The 20239-nt window shown below is 62.2% G+C and carries 18 protein-coding genes; 16 read left to right on the top strand and 2 right to left on the bottom strand.

What is annotated here, in order from left to right; translation table 11 throughout:
• Window positions 1-54 precede the first annotated feature (54 nt).
• On the bottom strand, window positions 55-1185 hold the full coding sequence (locus O0879_RS12235; protein ID WP_289916669.1) for a S41 family peptidase: 1131 nt from the start codon (window positions 1183-1185) through the stop codon (window positions 55-57).
• Between the two features lie 329 nt (window positions 1186-1514).
• Here O0879_RS12235 and leuC point away from each other — a divergent pair, with 329 nt between their 5' ends.
• The 16 genes from leuC to O0879_RS12155 all read left to right on the top strand — a co-directional run bounded on the left by leuC (window position 1515) and on the right by O0879_RS12155 (window position 19342).
• Entirely contained in the window at window positions 1515-2918 is a 1404-nt protein-coding gene (leuC, locus tag O0879_RS12230) for a 3-isopropylmalate dehydratase large subunit (protein WP_289904070.1), read from the top strand.
• Window positions 2919-2986: 68 nt separating this feature from the next.
• Window positions 2987-3109, top strand: coding sequence for an entericidin A/B family lipoprotein (locus O0879_RS12225; RefSeq protein ID WP_010400408.1), 123 nt, complete (start codon window positions 2987-2989; stop codon window positions 3107-3109).
• Between the two features lie 51 nt (window positions 3110-3160).
• Complete coding sequence (leuD, locus tag O0879_RS12220) at window positions 3161-3808, top strand: 3-isopropylmalate dehydratase small subunit (RefSeq protein WP_251350427.1); 648 nt, start codon at window positions 3161-3163, stop codon at window positions 3806-3808.
• 11 nt (window positions 3809-3819) lie between these two features.
• Entirely contained in the window at window positions 3820-4890 is a 1071-nt protein-coding gene (gene leuB, locus O0879_RS12215) for a 3-isopropylmalate dehydrogenase (RefSeq protein ID WP_289916667.1), read from the top strand.
• Between the two features lie 45 nt (window positions 4891-4935).
• On the top strand, window positions 4936-6063 hold the full coding sequence (gene asd / locus O0879_RS12210) for an aspartate-semialdehyde dehydrogenase (protein ID WP_071653756.1): 1128 nt from the start codon (window positions 4936-4938) through the stop codon (window positions 6061-6063).
• 244 nt (window positions 6064-6307) lie between these two features.
• Window positions 6308-8803, top strand: a complete 2496-nt coding sequence (locus tag O0879_RS12205) for a FimV/HubP family polar landmark protein (RefSeq protein ID WP_289916666.1) — start codon at window positions 6308-6310, stop codon at window positions 8801-8803.
• Window positions 8804-8876: 73 nt separating this feature from the next.
• The gene (truA, locus tag O0879_RS12200; protein WP_070260513.1) at window positions 8877-9680 is read left to right on the top strand and encodes a tRNA pseudouridine(38-40) synthase TruA; all 804 of its coding nucleotides are present in this window, start codon (window positions 8877-8879) and stop codon (window positions 9678-9680) included.
• Window positions 9681-9702: 22 nt separating this feature from the next.
• Window positions 9703-10386 (top strand): phosphoribosylanthranilate isomerase, encoded by a 684-nt coding sequence (locus O0879_RS12195; RefSeq protein WP_289916665.1) that lies wholly within the window; start codon window positions 9703-9705, stop codon window positions 10384-10386.
• Window positions 10379-11629: a tryptophan synthase subunit beta gene (trpB, locus tag O0879_RS12190; protein WP_289916664.1), complete on the top strand. Its 1251-nt coding sequence runs from the start codon at window positions 10379-10381 to the stop codon at window positions 11627-11629. The genes O0879_RS12195 and trpB overlap by 8 nt, the downstream gene beginning before the upstream one ends.
• A gap of 81 nt (window positions 11630-11710) precedes the next feature.
• Window positions 11711-12508, top strand: a complete 798-nt coding sequence (gene trpA / locus O0879_RS12185; protein WP_289916663.1) for a tryptophan synthase subunit alpha — start codon at window positions 11711-11713, stop codon at window positions 12506-12508.
• A gap of 197 nt (window positions 12509-12705) precedes the next feature.
• Window positions 12706-13578, top strand: a complete 873-nt coding sequence (gene accD / locus O0879_RS12180; protein WP_010400390.1) for an acetyl-CoA carboxylase, carboxyltransferase subunit beta — start codon at window positions 12706-12708, stop codon at window positions 13576-13578.
• 101 nt (window positions 13579-13679) lie between these two features.
• On the top strand, window positions 13680-14978 hold the full coding sequence (gene folC, locus O0879_RS12175; RefSeq protein ID WP_289916662.1) for a bifunctional tetrahydrofolate synthase/dihydrofolate synthase: 1299 nt from the start codon (window positions 13680-13682) through the stop codon (window positions 14976-14978).
• A 24-nt stretch (window positions 14979-15002) separates the two neighbouring features.
• Window positions 15003-15986 carry an SPOR domain-containing protein gene (locus O0879_RS12170; protein WP_289916661.1) on the top strand — a complete coding sequence of 328 codons (984 nt, stop codon included), beginning with the start codon at window positions 15003-15005 and terminating at the stop codon, window positions 15984-15986.
• Window positions 15987-16006: 20 nt separating this feature from the next.
• A complete protein-coding gene (locus O0879_RS12165; protein WP_251350435.1) occupies window positions 16007-16495 on the top strand; it encodes a CvpA family protein in 489 nt (162 codons plus the stop codon).
• A gap of 38 nt (window positions 16496-16533) precedes the next feature.
• Window positions 16534-18057 carry an amidophosphoribosyltransferase gene (gene purF / locus O0879_RS12160; protein ID WP_034783451.1) on the top strand — a complete coding sequence of 508 codons (1524 nt, stop codon included), beginning with the start codon at window positions 16534-16536 and terminating at the stop codon, window positions 18055-18057.
• A gap of 43 nt (window positions 18058-18100) precedes the next feature.
• Entirely contained in the window at window positions 18101-19342 is a 1242-nt protein-coding gene (locus O0879_RS12155; protein ID WP_289916660.1) for a cystathionine gamma-synthase family protein, read from the top strand.
• A 70-nt stretch (window positions 19343-19412) separates the two neighbouring features.
• Here the strand turns inward: O0879_RS12155 and lexA are convergent, their stop codons facing one another.
• Complete coding sequence (gene lexA, locus O0879_RS12150; protein ID WP_289917864.1) at window positions 19413-20048, bottom strand: transcriptional repressor LexA; 636 nt, start codon at window positions 20046-20048, stop codon at window positions 19413-19415.
• Between the last annotated feature and the right edge of the window lie 191 nt (window positions 20049-20239).

The raw sequence follows: 20239 nt of genomic DNA, 5'->3' as shown, positions 1-20239 counted from the left end.
TACTCATAAAAAAGCCCGCTATGTGTAGCGGGCTTTTTTATGGCGCCAGCGGCGTCAAATGTTGTCCGGGCGCAAAGTTCCGCCTTCCAGCCAGCGCTGCACGCGCACGATTTCCTGGGCGCGGCCCGCCTCGTCCTTCGGCGGCGGCAAATAGATGTCGGGCATGATGCCGCCCAGGTCCACCTGCAGCTGCGGCAAGCGGGCAGAGCGGGAGGTAGCGTATTGCAGGTGGCGCTGGCCCGACGGCAGGATGTGCAGGCGCATGTTCGAATAATCGAGCGCGCCGTAACTGTTGCGTCCGATCAATTTCACATGAAAACTTTGCCGCGCCGCCAGCAGAAATTCTTCGCAGGAACTGGCGCAGTCGCGGTCGACCAGCACCGCCACGCGCGCCGGCCGGCGTGGCTCCGGCGTTTCCACGCGCGTATAGCTGACGGTGCCGCTGCTTTGCTGCGGCGCGTATTGGCCCGGCTTGACGGTGCGCATCTGCGTCACGGCCTGGGTCGCAAAGGCGGCGCACGCCTGGTCGCCGGGCGCCAGCAGCGCGCAGACTTTTTCCTGGCCGTCGATATTGGCTGGCGTGGACAGCCATTCGGCGCCCATCGTGACTATTTCGTCCGAACTGATCCAGGACAACAGCGGCGCATACGTGCTGTCGCTGCCGCCGCCGTTGCGGCGCACGTCGAGGATCCAGTTGGGACGCGCCGCCAGTGCCGTGCGGTGCGTGTCGAGCAGCTTGGCCACGGCGGCGCGGTAGCTGCCGTGAAAGCTGGGCAAGGTCAGGAGTACGGTCGAGTCCGATAATATCTGCAGCGCCGGCTCCTTCGTTAGCGCTGCCTGTCCTGGCGCGGCGGGGCGCGCCGGCGCCGGTTTGGCGATGTCGAGCGCGCTGCCTGGCTTGATATGCAGGTGGCCCTTGCGCCACATGCGTGCATAGTTTTCCAGTATTGCATCGCAGGCCTTGCCGTCGGCCGCGCTGGCCGCCGCCGTGGTGGCCGTGGCCAGCGCCAGGTCGAAATATGCCTGGCCCTTTTGCTCCAGGTGCTGGCGCGCGCCCGTGTCGTTTTCCAGCAGGAAGGGTGCTATGGCGCGCAAGTCCTGCACGCAGGTGTCTCCCGGCGTAGTAGCCGCCGCATGGCTGGCGGCCAGGGTGAGGGCGGCCAGTGCCAACAAGTTCAGTTTCATCGAGGTCTCCAGGTGGGCCGGCGCGTGTGCGCCGGTCATTATTGTCGAAATACAATACACGAAAGATTGAGGAAAAAATATCCATTTCGGGTGGCGCCGTGGCTCGTTCGGCAGCCCGCCTGCGGATGGGGCCGGTATGCCGCCAATATGCCGATATCGGCAATTTCCAGCTCATATCCAACAATGTGGCCAAACTTTGTATCGCCAATCCCACGCTTTTGCCTGTTTGGGTTCTGTATTCCCCGATATATGGCATAATCCTTGTGGATCACCGTATGACTTGGTATCACTTGATCACTTAAACAGGCTGTGGCAACGCTGCATAAATCATGATGAAGACGCTTTACGACAAACTTTGGGAATCCCACGTTGTTCGGGCCGAAGATGATGGCACGACAATTCTGTACATCGACCGGCACCTGCTGCACGAAGTCACCAGCCCGCAAGCCTTCGATGGCCTCAGCGTGGCGGGCCGCCAGCCGTGGCGCATTTCCGCCAACCTGGCCGTGGCCGACCATAACGTGCCCACCACCAGCCGGGTCGACGGCATTGCCGACCCGGTCTCGCGCCTGCAGGTGGAAACCCTGGACAAGAACGCCCGGCACTATGGCTTGACCTACTTCAACATGAACGACAAGCGTCAGGGTATCGTGCATGTGATCGGCCCCGAGCAGGGCGCGACCCTGCCCGGCATGACGGTCGTCTGCGGCGATTCGCACACGTCCACGCACGGCGCGTTCGGCGCGCTGGCGCACGGCATCGGCACGTCCGAAGTCGAGCACGTGCTGGCCACGCAGACCTTGCTGCAAAAGAAATCCAAATCCATGCTGGTGCAGGTCGACGGCGCCTTGCCTGCCGGCGTGACGGCGAAAGATATCGTGCTGGCCATCATCGGCAAGATCGGCACGGCCGGCGGCACGGGCTACTGTATCGAGTTCGGCGGCTCGGCGATCCGCGCCCTGTCGATGGAAGGCCGCATGACGGTGTGCAACATGGCCATCGAGGCGGGCGCGCGCGCCGGCATCATCGGCGTGGACGACACCACCATCAATTACGTCAAGGGCCGCCCGTTTTCGCCGGCCGGCCCGCACTGGGAACGCGCCGTGGCCTATTGGCGCACCCTGCATTCGGACCCGGGCGCCCGCTTCGACCTCGTCGTCACCCTCAACGCGCAAGACATCGTGCCGCAAGTGACCTGGGGCACGTCGCCCGAGATGGTGATCGGCGTCGATGGCCGCGTGCCGGACCCCGACCAGGAAAAAGACAGCGTCAAGCGCGATGCGATGGAAAAGGCGCTCGTCTACATGAACCTCAAGCCGAACACGGCCATCGAAGATATCCGCATCGACAAGGTCTTCATCGGTTCCTGCACCAATTCGCGCATCGAGGATTTGCGCGCGGCAGCGGCCGTGGTGCGCGGCAAGTACCGCGCCTCGAACGTCTCGCTGGCGCTGGTGGTGCCCGGTTCCGGCCTGGTCAAGGATCAGGCGGAGCGCGAGGGACTCGACCGCATCTTCAAGGATGCCGGTTTCGAATGGCGCGAGCCGGGCTGTTCCATGTGCCTGGCCATGAATGCGGACCGCCTGGAGCCGGGCGAACGCTGCGCGTCCACGTCGAACCGCAACTTCGAAGGCCGGCAAGGGCAGGGCGGGCGTACCCACCTGGTGTCGCCCGCGATGGCGGCCGCGGCGGGTATCGCCGGCCACTTTGTCGACGTGCGGGGCTTGCGATGACGGCAGGGACTGGTGCCGCTGGTTTACACTAGCGTTCCCAGTCCCTTACTTACTATCAAGAAATCATCATGAAAAAACTCTTCGCCCTCCTCATCGCCACCGTCATCTTGTCTGGCTGCAACACCGTCTCCGGCATCGGCCGCGATGTGCAGAAAGTCGGCCAGGTTGTCACTGGCGCCGGCGGAAAATAAACCGCGACGTGCCGGCGCCCTGCGCCGCGCGTCTTACCGAGTAGAAACAGCATGGATAAATTTACGATTTACGAAGGCCTGGTCGCCCCGCTGGACCGCGCCAACGTCGACACCGACGCGATTATCCCGAAGCAATTCCTGAAATCGATCCACCGCAGCGGTTTCGGCCCCAACCTGTTCGACGAATGGCGCTACCTCGACCATGGCGAACCGGGCCAGGACAACAGCCGCCGTCCGCTGAACCCGGAGTTCGTGCTCAACGAGCCGCGCTACCAGGGCGCCTCGATCTTGCTGACGCGCAAGAATTTCGGCTGCGGTTCCTCGCGCGAACACGCGCCGTGGGCGCTCGATCAATATGGCTTCCGCGCCATCATCGCGCCCTCGTTCGCCGACATCTTCTTCAATAACTGCTACAAGAACGGCTTGCTGCCCATCGTGTTGTCGGAAAGCCAGGTCGAGCACCTGTTCAATGAAGTCAAGGCTTTCCCCGGCTTCAAGCTGGTGGTGGACCTGGAGCAGCAATGCGTGCGCACCAGCAATGGTTCCGTATCGTATCCGTTCGAGATCGATGCCTTCCGCAAATATTGCCTGATGAATGGGCTCGACGATATCGGCCTGACCCTGCGCCACGCGGACGATATCCGCGCCTTCGAAGAGCGTCATTTGAACAATCAGCCTTGGCTCGCCAACGTCATCTAATCGATAAAAATATGAAAATTGCAATCTTACCCGGCGACGGCATCGGTCCTGAAATCGTCGCGCAAGCCGTCAAGGTCTTGAATGTGCTGGGCGAATCGTTCGAGCTGGAAAGCGCGCCCGTGGGCGGCGCCGGCTATGCGGCCCATGGCCACCCGCTGCCGGAAGGCACCCTGGCCCTGGCGAAGGCAGCCGATGCCGTGCTGTTTGGCGCCGTGGGCGACTACAAATACGATATGCTGGAGCGCCAGTTCCGTCCCGAGCAGGCGATTCTGGGCTTGCGCAAGAACCTGGGCCTGTTCGCCAACCTGCGTCCGGCGATCCTGTATCCGGAACTGGCGGGTGCCTCGACCCTGAAACCGGAAGTGGTGTCCGGCCTGGACATTTTGATCATCCGCGAATTGACGGGCGACATTTATTTTGGCCAGCCCCGCGGCGTGCGCGAGTGCCCGGACGGTCCGTTCAAGGGCCAGCGCGAAGGATTCGACACCATGCGCTATGCGGAAGGCGAAATCCGCCGCATCGCCCACGTGGCTTTCCAGGCAGCGCAAAAGCGCGACAAGCGCCTCACCAGCGTGGACAAGGCGAACGTGCTGGAAACGTTCCAGTTCTGGAAAGACATCGTCATCGACGTGCACAAGGAATACCCGGATGTTGCGCTCGATCATATGTATGTCGATAACGCGGCCATGCAGCTGGTGCGGGCGCCGAAGAAATTCGACGTCATGGTGACCGGGAACATGTTCGGCGACATCTTGTCGGACGCGGCCGCCATGCTGACGGGTTCGATCGGCATGCTGCCGTCGGCCTCGCTGGACGCCAACAACAAGGGTCTGTACGAGCCATCGCACGGCTCGGCGCCCGATATCGCGGGCAAGGGCATCGCCAATCCGCTGGCGACGATCTTGTCGGCCGCCATGATGTTGCGCTATTCGCTGAACCGCGAAGAGCAGGCAAACCGCATCGAAACGGCCGTGAAGCAGGTGCTGGCGCAGGGCTTGCGCACGGCCGACATCCATGAAGCGGGCACGACTTTGGTCGGTACCGAGGCCATGGGTGATGCAGTTGTAAAAGCACTGGGATAAAATAGTCTAATGACGGCAGTCGCCGTCTCATCTTGAGGAATGGTAATGAAATTAGTTGGCTTGGTAGGTTGGCGCGGTATGGTCGGTTCGGTCCTGATGCAGCGCATGCAGGAAGAGGGCGATTTCGCCCACATCGAACCGGTGTTTTTCACCACCTCGAACACGGGCGGCGCGGCGCCGGCCATGGCGAAGAATGAAACCATCCTCAAGGATGCCAACAACATCGCCGAACTGTCCAAGTGCGACATCATCATTTCCTGCCAGGGCGGCGACTACACGAGCGCCGTCTTCCCGCAGCTGCGCGCAGCGGGCTGGAATGGCTACTGGATCGATGCGGCCTCGACCTTGCGCATGGAAAAAGACGCCGTCATCGTGCTCGATCCCGTCAACCTGCACGTCATCAAGGATGCGTTGGGCAAGGGCGTCAAGAACTACATCGGCGGCAATTGCACCGTGTCGTGCATGATGATGGGTCTGGGCGGCCTGTTCCAGCACGATTTGATCGACTGGATGACGTCGATGACGTACCAGGCAGCATCGGGCGGCGGCGCGCAGCACATGCGCGAACTGCTGACGCAATTCGGCACCATCAACGGTTCCGTCAAGGCGCTGCTGGACAACCCCGCTTCCGCCATCCTGGAAATCGACCGCCAGGTGCTGGCCACCCAGCACGGCTATTCCCCGGATGAAATCAAGCAATTCGGCGCGCCGCTGGCCGGCAACCTGATCCCGTGGATCGACAAGGACCTGGGCAACGGCCAGTCGAAGGAAGAGTGGAAGGCCGGCGCGGAAACGAACAAGATCCTGGGCCGCGGCATCGATTTCGGCACGAAGGAAATCCCGGTCGACGGCCTGTGCGTGCGCATCGGCGCCATGCGCTGCCATTCGCAAGCCTTGACCATCAAGCTGAAAAAAGACGTGCCGCTCGATGAAATCAACGACATCATCGCCAGCAACAACCAATGGGTGAAATTCGTGCCGAACACGCGCGAAGCGTCCGTGCGCGACCTGTCGCCGGCCGCCGTCACGGGCAGCCTGACGATTCCCGTCGGCCGCGTGCGCAAGATGAGCATGGGCGGCGAATACCTGTCCGCGTTCACCGTGGGCGACCAATTGCTGTGGGGCGCGGCCGAGCCGCTGCGCCGCATGCTGCGTATTTTGTTGGACGCATAACGGCAATTAATTGCTGATCCAGATCAAGCCGGGGCTGTTTTCCCGGCTTTTTTTTCGTCCTGAGCCCGTCAAGGCTCAACCATGCGGAGCTTGCATAGCTCTGGGCATGATGATATGTTGATACCTCTGGAAAAGTAACAGTTTTCCCATGTCAACTAAGATGCCGCCAACTATGCCTGTACACACTCGTCCCCGGGTCGCCTCCCTTGCCATTAAAACACTCAGCAGCGCTGTCGCCTGTGCGGTGTTATTGTCACCGGCGGTATCCGCAGCCGAGCTGGGCAAGATCACGGTGCTGTCCGCCGCCGGCCAGCCGCTGCGCGCCGAGGTCGAATTATCGGCCGTCAAGCCAGGCGAGGCTTCGAGCCTGCTGGCCAAGCTGGCGCCGCCGGACGCCTACCGCCAGGCCAACGTGGAATTCAATCCCGCCCTGAACGCGTTGACGTTTGCCGTGGAAAACCGCAACGGCAAGTCCTTCATCCGCATCAGCTCGGCGCAACCGGTGGCCGAACCCATGGTCGACCTGCTGCTGGAGCTGAGCAGCAAGAGCGGCCGCCAGGTGCGCGAATATGCGTTCGTGCTCGACACGCCCGAAGCGCGCCAGACGCGCGGCGCGCAGGTGACGGCGCCGGTCGAGCCAGGCAAGGCCAAGCCGGCTGCTGCCGATACGGCACCGCCGGCGTCGAAAAAGGCGGCAGGCGAATACAAGGTCAAGGCGGGCGACACCCTGAGCCGCATCGCCAGCGAACTGAAGCCATCGGGCGTGTCGCTCGACATGATGCTCGTCGCCCTGTACCGCGCCAATCCCGACGCCTTCAAGGGCGAGAACATGAACCGCATGCAGGCCGGGCGCATCCTGGCCGTGCCGGGTGCAGATACCGTGCGCGCCACCGGCGCGGCTGAAGCGAAGGGCATCGTGACGGCGCACGCCATCGATTTCGACGCCTACCGCAACAAGCTCGCTGGCCAGGTGTCGCAAAGCAAGCCGGCCAAGGCCGTGCAAGCGACGCAAAGCACGGCCGGCAAGATCGGCCCGACCAAGGTGCAGGAAAAACCGACGGCCGTGAGCGAGTCGCAAGACAAGCTGAAATTGTCGAAGGCGGAGCCGGCAGCCAAGTCGGCCGGCAAGAGCGCCGTTGCCAGCGAAGAAGACAAGATCGCCAAGGCGAAGCAGGTCGATGAAGCGGCCGCCCGCGTCAAGGAACTGGAAAAGAACGTCAGCGACCTGGAAAAGTTGATGGCGGTCAAGAGCAAGGCCATGGCCGACAAGAGCGCCCCGGCGCCCTCCAAGCCGGCCGAGGCCGCTGCCAGCGCAGCGGTAAACGCATCGGCCAGCGCCGTCGCCAGCGCACCTGCCGAAGCCCAGCCGCCCGTGCCGAAGGCGAAACCGGTGCCGCTGGTGAAAAAGCCATCGCCGCTGGAACCGACCTTCGCCGACAAGATCAGCGACCACCTGGGCGCCATCGGCATCGGCCTGGCCGCGCTGCTGGCCGCCGTGGCCGCGCTGGTGATCGCGCGCCGCCGCAAGGAGACGCCGCCGCCCGCCGAAGATATCGCCCCCGTGTTCGAGCCGGAAGCGCCAGTGGCGCCGCCGGCCGGCCTGGCGCCGGAAGACCAGCAGTCCGAAGCGAGCAACCACCTGTTCGGCACGGGCGCCGCCGCTGCCGGCGTGGCCGCCGCAGCGGGCGCCAGCATGCTCGACGCGAATGAAACGGACCCGGTCGCCGAAGCGGACGTGTATATCGCTTACGGCCGCGATGGCCAGGCGGAAGATATCCTCAAGGAAGCCTTGCGCATCCACCCCGAGCGCCATGCCGCCCGCTTGAAGTTGCTGGAAATCTATTCGGCCCGCAACGACGTGCGCGCGTTTGAAGACCAGGCCAGCGAGCTGTACAGCCTGACGCGCGGCCAGGGCGAAGAGTGGCCGCAGGCGGCCGCGCTGGGCCTGGCGCTCGACCCTTCCAATCCCCTGTATGGCGATACGGAAGACGACGCCGTCGTCAGTCTGAGCAAGGCTGCCGGCGACGACTTGCATGGCCAGAGCATGGACTTGCCGGACGATTTGTCTACTCCTGCGCCGCTGGCCGACTTGGCGCCGGCCGAACCGGTGTCCTCCGTGGCGGCCCGCGATGCGCGCGATCCGCTCGATTTTGACCTCGACAGCCTCGATTTCGAGCCTGTTTCCACCAGCGACCCGATCGTCATGCCGGGGCCGGACAGCAAGCCTGTTTCTGCCGCGCAGGATGCGCACGATGTGCACTATGACGCCAGCATGGATTTCGGCCTGGACCTGGAGCCGCCAGCCGGTCCCGTGAACGGCGTGGGTGCCGGCTTGACGCCGTTGCCTGATCCGCTGAAGGATGTCGACCTGGCCCATTTCGACCTCGACGAGCCTGTCGCGCCCGCTGCCGCGCCGGTGGCGGCGGCCGAGCCTTCCATCGACAGCCTGTTTGACGATGCGCAAACGCCGGCCACCTTGCCGGAAGCCATACCGCCGGCGCAGGAATTCGACCTGTCCGGCATCGACCTGGACCTCAACGATGGCAAGACGGCCAGCGTGGGCGTGGACGACCCCTTGTCGGCCATCCACATGGAAATGGATACCAAGCTGGACCTGGCGATCGCTTACCAGGAAATCGGCGACAAGGAAGGCGCGCGCGAGCTGATCGATGAAGTCATCAAGGGTGGCAGCGAAGAGCAGGTGAAAAAAGCTAACACGATGCGCGCCCTGCTCAGTTAGCAATACCCGCCGGCGCGGCAGGCTGCTGCGCCGGTATAATGCTTCGATGCAAAATATTACGACAGCAACGCCATTGAAGCGTATCGTCCTCGGCCTGCAGTACGACGGCACGGCCTGGCACGGATACCAGAAGCAGGAAGACGGGCAGACGGTGCAGGACCAGCTGGAAAACGCGCTGGAACAGTTTGCCCGCGTACGCCTGGCCACCACCTGCGCCGGCCGCACGGACACGGGCGTGCATGCGCTCGAGCAAGTCGTACATTTCGATACGGAATTGAACCGCGACGTGCACTCGTGGGTGCGCGGCGTCAACGCCTTCCTGCCGAAATCCATCGCCGTGCGCTGGGCCAAGGAACTCGAAGGCGATCCGACGGTCAATGACTTCTTCCACGCCCGTTTCAGCGCGCGCGCGCGTACCTATCATTATGTGTTGTACAACAACGCTACCCGTTCGCCGCTGGTGGAAGGCCGTGCCGGTTTCTTTTTCCGTCCGCTGGACGTGGAACTGATGCGCCAGGCTGTGCAGCCGCTGCTGGGCTGGCACGATTTCACGGCCTTCCGTGCCGCGCAATGCCAGGCCAAGTCGCCTGTCAAGCTGATGCATGACATCCGCATCGAGCGGCGCGGCGATTGCGTGATTTTTACGATTACAGCCAATGCCTTCCTGCACCACATGGTGCGCAACCTGGTCGGTTCGCTCGTCTACATCGGTACGGGACGCGAAAAACCGGACTGGCTCGGGCACTTGCTTGAAAGCAAGGATCGTCATGCGGCTGCGCCCACGTTCATGCCGGACGGCTTGTACCTGGCGCAGATCGATTACGATCCGAAATGGGCCTTGCCGCAAGACAGCAGCAGCGCCTTGCCCTGGTTTTGATCTGCATCAATAAAGGATAGCCATGCCTCGCACACGCATCAAGATCTGCGGCCTGACCCGCGCCGAAGACATCCAGGCTGTCGTGGCGGCGGGCGCCGACGCCATCGGTTTCGTGTTTTATCCGAAAAGCCCCCGCTATGTCACGCCCGAGCATGCAGCCAGCCTGATCGCGGCCATGCCGCCGTACGTGACGACGGTCGGCCTGTTCGTCAATGCCACGCTGGAAGAAGTGCAGGCAACAAAGGCCGTGGCGCCATTGTCTCTGTTGCAATTTCATGGCGACGAGACGCCCGAACACAGCGCCGCGCTGGCTGGCGCCGTGAATACGCCGTTTACGCAAGTGTTCCGCGTCAAACCCGACACCTCCTTTGAAGATTTGCTAGAATACGAACAGCGCTATCGCGCCGCCAGTCCCTTGTTTTCGAGTCTCTTGCTCGATACCTATGTGGATGCCTACGGTGGTGCAGGAAAGGTATTTGATTGGTCCCTCATTCCAAAAGAACTCGCGCCTCGGGTCGTTTTAAGTGGTGGCTTGAGCGTACAAAACGCGACTGACGCAGTGGTGCGCGTGCGCCCTTACGCCGTCGACATCAGCAGTGGTGTCGAAGCGTCCAAGGGCATCAAGGACGCGTCCCGTGTCCGCGCGTTCATCGCCGCGGTGCAGGATGCCGATGCCATCATTGCCAGAGGAAACAACCATGAATGACCACACCACCGCGCCCGGCGCAGCCGCCGCATTGTTCCACGCCACCGATTACCCGTTTCCCGACCTGCGCGGCCACTTCGGCCCGTACGGCGGTTCCTTCGTTGCCGAAACGCTCACGCATGCGCTGGCCGAGCTGAAGGAAGCCTACGCCCGCTACAGCGTCGATCCGGAATTCCTCGAAGAATTCCGCTACGAGCTGAAGCATTTCGTCGGGCGCCCATCGCCGATCTACCACGCCAAGCGCTGGTCCGAGATGGCGGGCGGCGCGCAAATCTATTTCAAGCGCGAAGACTTGAACCACACGGGCGCGCACAAGATCAATAACGTCATCGGCCAGGCCCTGCTGGCCAAGCGCATGGGCAAGCCGCGCATCATCGCCGAGACGGGCGCCGGCCAGCACGGCGTGGCCACGGCCACCATCTGCGCCCGCTTCGGCCTCGAATGCGTGGTCTACATGGGCAGCGAAGACGTCAAGCGCCAGGCGCAGAACGTGTACCGCATGAAATTGCTGGGTGCCACCGTCGTGCCCGTCGAATCCGGCTCCAAGACCCTCAAGGATGCGCTGAACGAAGCCATGCGCGACTGGGTCACGAATATCGAAAACACCTTTTATATCATCGGCACCGTGGCCGGCCCCCACCCGTATCCGATGATGGTGCGCGACTTCCAGTCCGTGATCGGCGAGGAATGTCTGGTGCAGATGCCGGAAATGACGGGCCGCCAGCCCGACTACGTGCTGGCCTGCATCGGCGGCGGCTCGAACGCCATGGGTATCTTTTACCCGTATATCGACCAGAAAGACGTCAAGCTGATCGGCGTGGAAGCGGCCGGCGAAGGCCTGGACACGGGCAAGCACTCGGCCTCGCTGACGGCCGGTTTTCCGGGCGTGCTGCACGGCAACCGCACCTACCTGCTGCAGGATGAAAATGGCCAGATCATCGAGACGCATTCCGTCTCGGCCGGCCTCGACTATCCCGGCGTAGGCCCGGAACATGCGTGGCTGAAAGACTCGGGCCGCGCGCAGTACGTGTCGATCACGGATGAGGAGGCGCTGCAGGCGTTCCACGATTGCTGCCATATCGAAGGCATCATCCCGGCCCTGGAATCGTCGCACGCGCTGGCTTACGCGGCCAAGCTGGCTGCCACCTTGCCGAAAGATAAAATTGTACTGGCCAACCTGTCGGGCCGCGGCGACAAGGACATGCATACCGTGGCGGAACGCATGGGACTCAATTTCAGCTAAACAGCTGAAAAATCCCGCGCAGGTCGGATGAGCGCATAGCGCGCCATCCGACATCTCTCACCGATAACACGAAAGCTCGCCATGTCCCGTATCTCCGCCACCTTTGCCAACTTAAAATCCAACAACAAGACCGCCCTGGTCACCTTCATTACCGCCGGCGACCCCGGCCCCGACGCCACCGTGCCCCTGATGCACGCGCTCGTCGAGGGCGGCGCCGACGTGCTGGAACTGGGCGTGCCGTTTTCCGACCCCATGGCCGAAGGCCCCGTCATCCAGCGCGCCTGCGAGCGGGCCTTGAAATTCAACGTCGGCATCCACGACGTGTTCGGCTATGTGCGCCAATTCCGCGAAACGAACCAGACGACGCCCGTGGTGCTGATGGGCTATGCGAATCCCATCGAACGCATCGGCAGCGCCGCATTTATTGATGCAGCGCAAGCGGCCGGCGCCGATGGCGCCATCGTCGTCGACTATCCGCCGGAAGAGTGCGAGGAATTCGCGGCCGCCATGCGCGCAGCGGGCCTCGACCTGATTTTTCTCCTGGCGCCCACCTCGACCGAAGAGCGCATCGCGCAAGTGGCCAAGGTTGGCGGCGGCTTCAGCTATTATGTGTCGCTGAAAGGCGTCACGGGTGCTGGCAACATTGATACGGAACAGGTGGCAGAGCGCCTCGCGGCCATCCGCCAGCATGTAAAATTGCCTATCGGCGTGGGCTTCGGCATCCGCGATGGGGCCACGGCCAAGGCCGTTGCCAAGGTGGCCGACGCCGTCGTGATCGGCAGCCGCATCATCCAGGAGATTGAAAATGCCCCGGAAGGCGGCGCCGTCGACGCCGTGCGCAGCTTTACGGCAGGCATCCGCGCCGAACTGGACGCCTGAGCAAGCTTGCCGTTTACGCAATATGCGTTGGCGGCAAAGTTCGACAGCCCGGCGATAAACGGCTACACTTCGGCCACTGATTTGCCTGTTATTGTGCAATAGATAAAATTTTTGGTGGCGCCCTGCGGGGCGTCGCCGTTTACCGTCTGCCGGGGGCGTCCACCGACGCTACCCCTACAAGGGCCCAAGGAGAAAATATGAGTTGGTTGGAAAAACTGCTGCCACCGCGCATACAGCGTTCTGATGCTGCCGCGCGCAAGACCATGCCGGAAGGCCTGTGGGTCAAATGCCCGTCGTGCGAAGCCGTGCTGTACCGTACGGACCTGGAATCGAATTTGCACGTGTGCCCGAAATGCGATCACCACATGCGCATCCGCGCGCGTGAGCGCCTCGACAGCCTGCTCGACGCTGGCGGCCGCTATGAAATCGGCCAGGAAATCCTGCCTGTCGATACCTTGAAGTTCAAGGATAGCAAGAAATACCCGGACCGCCTGAAATCCGCCATGGAAGCGACGGGCGAGACGGATGCGATGGTCGTCATGGGCGGCGCCATCATGAGCCTGCCGGTTGTCGTGGCGTGCTTCGAGTTCGAATTCATGGGCGGCTCCATGGGCTCCGTCGTGGGCGAGCGCTTCGTGCGCGGCGCGCAAATCGCGCTGGAACAGAAAGTGCCGTTCATTTGCATCACCGCCACCGGTGGCGCGCGCATGCAGGAAGGCTTGCTGTCCCTGATGCAGATGGCGAAAACCACGGCCATGCTGACCAAGTTGTCGGAAAAGAAATTGCCATTCATCAGCGTGCTGACCGACCCGACCATGGGCGGCGTGTCCGCCTCGTTCGCCTTCATGGGCGACGTGGTCATCGCCGAACCGAAAGCGCTGATCGGCTTTGCCGGCCCCCGCGTGATTGAAAACACCGTGCGCGAAAAACTGCCGGAAGGCTTCCAGCGCGCCGAGTTTCTCGTCACCAAGGGCGCCGTCGACATGATCGTCGACCGCCGCAAGATGCGCGAAGAAATCGCCCGTCTGCTGGCCTTGTTGCAAAACCAGGCCGTCGAAGTCTTGGCGTAACGCCAACGTAACAGGCCGGGCGGTGTCCGCAGGACACGCCCGGTTGCCACGCCACACCATCTCCGCGCCTCGCGTACTGTCTCCTCATCAAGAAGTCTCCCATGCACAAGCTCCCCACCACCTTGCCGGACTGGCTCGCCATGCTGGAAACCCGCCATTCGGAAACCCAGATCAACATGGGCCTGGACCGCGTGCAAGCCGTCAAGGCGCGCATGCAGCTAGCGTTTACTTGCCCCGTGATCATGGTGGCGGGCACGAATGGCAAGGGTTCCACCTGCGCCATGCTGGAATCCGTGCTGTTGCGTGCCGGCTACAAAGTGGGGCTGTACATCAAGCCGCACTTTCTCGATTTTAACGAACGCGCCCGCGTGCTGGGCGAGATGGCCAGCGACGAACAGATCGTCGCCAGCTTCAATGCCGTCGAGGCCGTGCGGGGCGACACGCCGCTCACGTATTTCGAATTCACCACCCTGGCCATCCTGCACCTGCTGTCGCAGGCCAAGCTGGACGTGGCCATCCTGGAAGTGGGCCTGGGCGGGCGCCTCGACGCCGTCAACGTGATCGATGCGGACGTGGCCATCGTCACCAGCGTCGATATCGACCACACGGATTACCTGGGCGACACGCGCGAAGCGATCGGCTTTGAAAAGGCGGGCATCTTCCGCCCGGGCAAGGCGGCCATCTGCAGCGATCCCGTGCCGCCGCAATCCCTGATCGACCATGCCGAGGCCATCGGCGCCGACCTGTGGCTGATGGGCCGCGATTTCAATTATTCGGGCGACAAGCAGCAGTGGAACTACGGCGGACGCGAGCAGCGCCGCAATTCGCTCGCGTATCCAAGCTTGCGCGGCGCCAACCAGATCCTCAACGCGACGGCCGTGCTGGCCGCGCTGGAAGTGCTGAAGCTGAAACTGCCCGTGGGCGCGCAGGAAGTGCGCACGGGCCTCGTGACGGTGGAGCTGCCGGGCCGCTTCCAGGTCTTGCCTGGCCGCCCCAGCGTGATCCTTGATGTAGCGCATAACCCCCACGCGGCGTCGGCGCTGAACCAGAACCTGGGCAATATGGGTTTCCACCCGTACACCTATGCCGTGTTCGGCTCCATGCTGGACAAGGATATCGATGGCGTATTGGCCGCGATGAGCGAACACGTCGACCACTGGTGCCTGACGGGCTTGCCTTCGCCGCGCGCGGCCACGGCTTCCGAGCTGGCCGCCAAGGTGCAGATCATGCTGGAAGATAAGCCCGACAGCAACGAGCATACTGTATCTATTTTCGATGATCCGGCACAAGCTTTTGCAAATGCAATGAGCCGGGCCGGTGAGAATGATAGAATTGTGGTCTTTGGTTCTTTCCTCACCGTTGCCGGCGTGATGAAGGCCCGAAAATCCTCACTTCACTGAAACGCACTCGACTGAAAATCACGCATGGGCTTGTTCTCGAAACTGTTTAAAAACAAGCAAGAATCCTCTGGCGAAGACAGCGGCTTTTATGTCCCTGGCGAAGCACAGTCGCCGACCCGCAAACGCGCCGCCAACACCTCCGGTGGCGGCGGATCGCGCCGTGGCGGCAAGGAAGCGCCGGATCCGGTCTTGCCTGAAAAAAAGCGCGCACGCCGTCGCTTGGTCGGGGCGATTGCCCTGGCCCTGGGCGTGGCTGTCGGCTTGCCGATGCTGCTCGATTCCGAGCCGAAGGCGCCGTTCAACGATATCGCCATCGATATTCCGTCGAAGGAAAAGGCCGTAGCGCCTGCACCGGCACCCGTGCCGGCCGTTCCGGCCCGGGCCGCATCGAATGGCCTGGACCAGTCCGAGGAAATCGTCGACGCGCCGCTGCCGCCTGCGGCCAAGCCGACGCAGGCACCGGCACCCGTGCTGGCCGCCGTCCAGCCTGCGCCGGTCAAGCCAGCCTACGTGGAACCGAAACCTGAGCCCAAGCCGGTCAAGGTGGAGCCAAAACCGGAACCGAAGCACGAAACCAAGCCGGAACCCAAGGCCGAGCCGAAACACGAGTCCAAGCCGGAACCCAAGCATGAAGTAAAACCGGAAACCAAGCCCGAGACTAAGCCTGCCAAGCCGGCGCAATCGGCCGACGATGCCGCGCGCGCGCTGGCCATCCTGGAAGGCAAGCCGCAGGACAAGCCACAAGAGAAGGTGCAGGACAAGGCGCACGACGCCGGCAGCGGCAAGTTCGTGGTGCAGGTGGCGGCGCTGGCGACGCAGGACAAGGTTGACGAATTGCAGGACAAGCTGCGAGAGGCGGGCATCAAGTCGTACACGCAGAAAGTCTCCAGCCCGGCGGGCGAACGTATCCGCGTGCGCGTGGGGCCGTTCGGCAGCCGCGAAGACGCCGAAAAGACCCGCGCCAAGCTGCAAAAGCTGGGCTTGGGCGGCAGCCTGGTACCGGCGTGATGTTGCAAGGCTGAACGGGCGTGACGATCTTCGATTACCTGGTGCTGTTCGTGCTGGTGACGTCCGTGCTGATCAGCATGATGCGCGGCCTGGTCAAGGAAATATTGTCATTGGTCAGCTGGGTCGTGGCTTTCGTCATTGCCAATGCCTATGGCGCCACCCTGGCGAAATTCCTTCCGGAAGCCGTGCCGGGCGAAGCCATCCGTTTGTTGCTGGCTTTCGTGGTGCTGTTCATCGGTGTGCGTATTTTGATGGGATTGCTGTCCATGACGGTCGACGCGCTGGTCAAGGTGACGGGCCTGAGCCTGGCCGACCGCACCCTGGGCAGCCTGTTCGGCGTGGCGCGGGGCCTTGTGATCGTGCTGACCGCCGTCATCTTGTGTGGCATGACGTCCATACCGCAGCAGCCATTCTGGAAAAACGCGCAGCTCAGCCCGCTCGCGGAGCAGGGCGCGCGAGCCATCAAGCCTTATCTGCCTGCCGCTTACGCGCAGCATGTGAAATTTTGAATTTTTTTAAAATCAGTAGCACAGTTTAGGAGCACACCATGTGTGGCATCGTCGGCGTCGTTTCCCATCAACCTGTCAATCAATTGCTCTATGATGCATTGTTGCTCCTGCAACATCGCGGTCAGGACGCGGCAGGGATTGCGACCAATCACAGCAGTATGTTTTCCATGCACAAGGCCAATGGGCTCGTGCGTGACGTCTTCCGTACGCGCAACATGCGTTCGCTGCAAGGCACGACGGGCATCGGCCATTGCCGCTACCCGACGGCCGGTTCGTCGAGCGAAGAGGAAGCACAGCCGTTCTATGTGAATGCGCCGTTCGGCATCACCCTGGCGCACAATGGCAACCTGACCAACTGGGAACAGTTGAAGCTGGAAATGTTCAAGAACGACCGCCGCCACATCAATACCGATTCCGATTCGGAAGTGCTGCTCAACGTGCTGGCGCATGAAATCCAGGAAGCGACGACGGGCCTGAACCTGGACCCGGAAGCCATCTTCAAGGCCGTTACCGTGCTGAACCGCCGCGTCAAGGGCGGCTACGCTGCCGTCGCGCAAATCGCCGGCGTGGGCTTGCTGGCCTTCCGCGACCCGCATGGCATCCGTCCGCTGTGCCTGGGCATCAATGAAACGGAACAGGGTCCCGAATACCTGATCGCTTCCGAATCCGTGGCCCTGGAAGGCATGGGCTTCCGCTTCGTGCGCGATATCGGTCCCGGCGAAGCCGTCTTCATCGATGCTGACAAGCAATTGCACAGCGCCCAGTGCGCCGACAATGCCAGCCTGAACCCGTGCGTATTCGAGTTCGTCTACCTGGCCCGTCCCGATTCCGTCATCGACGGCGCCTCCGTGTACGCTACGCGCCTGAAAATGGGCGAGTACCTGGCTGAAAAGATCCGCGCCGAATTGCCTGGCGTGCATATCGACGTGGTCATGCCGATTCCCGATTCCTCGCGTCCGGCTGCCATCCAGCTGGCCATGGCGCTGAACATCGAATACCGCGAAGGCTTCATCAAGAACCGCTACATCGGCCGCACCTTCATCATGCCGGGCCAGGCGGCGCGCAAGAAGTCCGTGCGCCAGAAGCTCAACGCGATTCCGTCCGAATTCAAGGATAAAGTGGTGCTGCTGGTCGACGATTCCATCGTGCGCGGCACCACCAGCCGTGAAATCGTGCAGATGGCGCGCGAAGCGGGCGCGACGAAGGTCATCTTCGCTTCGGCCGCGCCACCGGTGATTTACCCGAACGTGTACGGCATCGACATGCCGACGCGCGACGAACTGATCGCCTACGGCCGCACGACGGAAGAAGTGTGCCGTGAAATCACGGCCGATTACCTCGTGTACCAGGATATCGGCGCGCTGAAACAGGCTATCGCCGACGTCAACCCGGCTCTGACCAACTTCGAGGCTTCGTGCTTCGATGGCGTGTACGTGACGGGCGACGTATCGCAGGAATACCTGGACCGCCTGGAATATGCGCGTCACCATCCGAAGGCGGCAGCGCCCGAAGATACGCCGCGTTCCCAGCTGAACCTGAACCTGGCGACAACAGAAGCATAAGTAAGCTGCCCGGCCGATGCCGGGCATTTTTTTCTCCGCGATCATGAACGATAAAAAAAACTACGGCTTTACCACCACCATCCTGCATAACGACCGCCGCAAGGGCATCGAACATGGCTCCCTGCACAAGCCCGTGCACACTTCCGTTGCCTTTGGTTACGCCGATGCGCGCCAGCTCGCTTCCGTGTTCCAGGGCAAGGAACCGGGTTTCCGCTATGGCCGTCAGGGCAATCCGACCGTTTCCGCGCTGGAAGACAAGGTCAACAAGATGGAAGACGGCGTGGCGACCCTGTGCTTCGCCACCGGCATGGGCGCCATCGGTGCCGTGGTGCAATCCTTGCTGCGCGCGGGCGACCATGTCGTATCGTCGGCCTTTTTGTTTGGCAACACCAACAGCCTGTGGCAAACGGTGACGGGGCAGGGCATCGCCGTGTCGTTCGTCGACGCCACCGACGTGGCCAATGTGGCTGCCGCCATCACGCCGGCCACGCGGATTGTTTTCGTGGAAACTATTGCCAATCCGCGCACGCAGATCGCCGACCTGAAGAAAATCGGCGACTTGTGCCGCGAGAAGGGCATCTTGTACATTGTCGACAATACGATGACGACGCCATACCTGTTCCGTCCGAAAGCCGTGGGCGCGGGCCTGGTGGTCAATGCCTTGACGAAATCCATCGGCGGCCACGGCAATGCGCTGGGCGGCAGCTTGACGGACACGGGCGTGTTCGACTGGACGCAGTATCCGAACATCTTCGAGAATTACAAGAAGGCGGCGCCCGCACAGTGGGGCATCGCGCAAATCCGCGCCAAGGCCTTGCGCGACTTCGGCGCGTCCCTGGGGCCGGAAGCGGCGCACCATATCGCCGTCGGCGCGGAAACCATGGCCTTGCGCATGGACCGCACCTGTTCGAACGCCCTGGCGCTGGCCACCATGCTGCAGGCGGACCCGAGAGTGGCGGCCGTGCATTACCCGGGTTTGGCGTCGCACCCGCAGCACGCGCTGGCGACGGACTTGTTCCGCAGCTATGGCTCGCTGTTCAGCTTTGAATTAAAGGACGGCATCGATTGCTTCGATTTCCTCAACCGTCTCAATCTTGCCATTCCAGCGAGCAATCTCGGCGACACGCGCACCCTGGTCATTCCCGTCGCCCACACGATTTTCTATGAGATGGGTGCCGAGCGGCGCGCCAGCATGGGCATCGCCGAATCCCTGATCCGCGTCTCCGTCGGTATCGAGGATGAGGCCGATTTACTGGATGACTTCAAAAATGCGCTGGACGCCTAAACAGCCGCGCAGTATGTAGAAAGGGCCGCAACAGTCATGCTGTTGCGGCCCTTTCTTTAGCTGCAGTGATTTAATGCCAGCTGCGCATCAGGCCGACAGCCAGCCCTTCCAGTGCAAACTCATCTTCCGGCGACACGGTAATCACCTTGAAGTCCGGGTTTTCCGGTAGCAATTCGATGACGGAACCCGTCTTCTTGTAGCGCTTGACGGTCACTTCGTCGCCGATGCGGGCCACGACGATCTGGCCATTCTTGGCGCTGTCGACCTTCTTGACAGCCAACAAATCGCCATCCATGATGCCGGCGTCGCGCATGGACCAGCCGCGCACCTTCAGCAGGAAGTCGGGCTTGGCCGAAAACAGGGCCGGGTCGACGTTGTAGCTCGCTTCCAGGTTTTCCTGCGCCAGGATGGGCGAACCGGCCGCTACCCGGCCGATCAGGGGCAGCGACATCAGCAGCGCTGCCGGCACCCTCGACGGCAGCGCTTCGGCGGCTGCGCCGATCAGGCGGATGCCGCGCGAGGTGCCGGGCGAAATCTCGATCGCGCCCTTGCGGGCCAGGGCCTGCAAATGCTCTTCGGCCGCGTTGGCCGATTTGAAACCCAGTTCATTGGCGATTTCGGCACGGGTGGGAGGGAAGCCCGTGTTTTCAATCGCGTCCTTGATCAGGTTCAGGATTTGTTCTTGTCGTGCTGTCAGCTTGATCATGAGCGGTGGGTGCATACTAAAATGCTGTCTATATGAACAGTCTGTATTTTTGTACAGTATCGCCCACTATGCAAGGGGATTTCCGTGTTTTGGGCGAATTTCGCAAGAAATACTTGTCCACGGGCGGAAGGCACAGTGGCGCGCGGGCTTTTCGGGCCCATGTGGAAGGAATGATTGAAACGTTTGCAAAA

The organism is Janthinobacterium sp. SUN120, assembly GCF_030397735.1.
Classification (GTDB): Bacteria; Pseudomonadota; Gammaproteobacteria; order Burkholderiales; family Burkholderiaceae_D; genus Janthinobacterium; species Janthinobacterium kumbetense.
This window is presented reverse-complemented; position numbering and strand designations above follow the sequence as displayed.

Bases quoted from the DNA above. Each gene is read 5' to 3' on its own strand.
- O0879_RS12235 (WP_289916669.1), bottom strand. From the start codon at position 1,185: ATGAAACTGAACTTGTTGGCACTGGCCGCCCTCACCCTGGCCGCCAGC.
- leuC (WP_289904070.1), top strand. From the start codon at position 1,515: ATGATGAAGACGCTTTACGACAAACTTTGGGAATCCCACGTTGTTCGG.
- O0879_RS12225 (WP_010400408.1), top strand. From the start codon at position 2,987: ATGAAAAAACTCTTCGCCCTCCTCATCGCCACCGTCATCTTGTCTGGC.
- leuD (WP_251350427.1), top strand. From the start codon at position 3,161: ATGGATAAATTTACGATTTACGAAGGCCTGGTCGCCCCGCTGGACCGC.
- leuB (WP_289916667.1), top strand. From the start codon at position 3,820: ATGAAAATTGCAATCTTACCCGGCGACGGCATCGGTCCTGAAATCGTC.
- asd (WP_071653756.1), top strand. From the start codon at position 4,936: ATGAAATTAGTTGGCTTGGTAGGTTGGCGCGGTATGGTCGGTTCGGTC.
- O0879_RS12195 (WP_289916665.1), top strand. From the start codon at position 9,703: ATGCCTCGCACACGCATCAAGATCTGCGGCCTGACCCGCGCCGAAGAC.
- trpB (WP_289916664.1), top strand. From the start codon at position 10,379: ATGAATGACCACACCACCGCGCCCGGCGCAGCCGCCGCATTGTTCCAC.
- trpA (WP_289916663.1), top strand. From the start codon at position 11,711: ATGTCCCGTATCTCCGCCACCTTTGCCAACTTAAAATCCAACAACAAG.
- accD (WP_010400390.1), top strand. From the start codon at position 12,706: ATGAGTTGGTTGGAAAAACTGCTGCCACCGCGCATACAGCGTTCTGAT.
- folC (WP_289916662.1), top strand. From the start codon at position 13,680: ATGCACAAGCTCCCCACCACCTTGCCGGACTGGCTCGCCATGCTGGAA.
- O0879_RS12170 (WP_289916661.1), top strand. From the start codon at position 15,003: ATGGGCTTGTTCTCGAAACTGTTTAAAAACAAGCAAGAATCCTCTGGC.
- purF (WP_034783451.1), top strand. From the start codon at position 16,534: ATGTGTGGCATCGTCGGCGTCGTTTCCCATCAACCTGTCAATCAATTG.
- O0879_RS12155 (WP_289916660.1), top strand. From the start codon at position 18,101: ATGAACGATAAAAAAAACTACGGCTTTACCACCACCATCCTGCATAAC.
- lexA (WP_289917864.1), bottom strand. From the start codon at position 20,048: ATGATCAAGCTGACAGCACGACAAGAACAAATCCTGAACCTGATCAAG.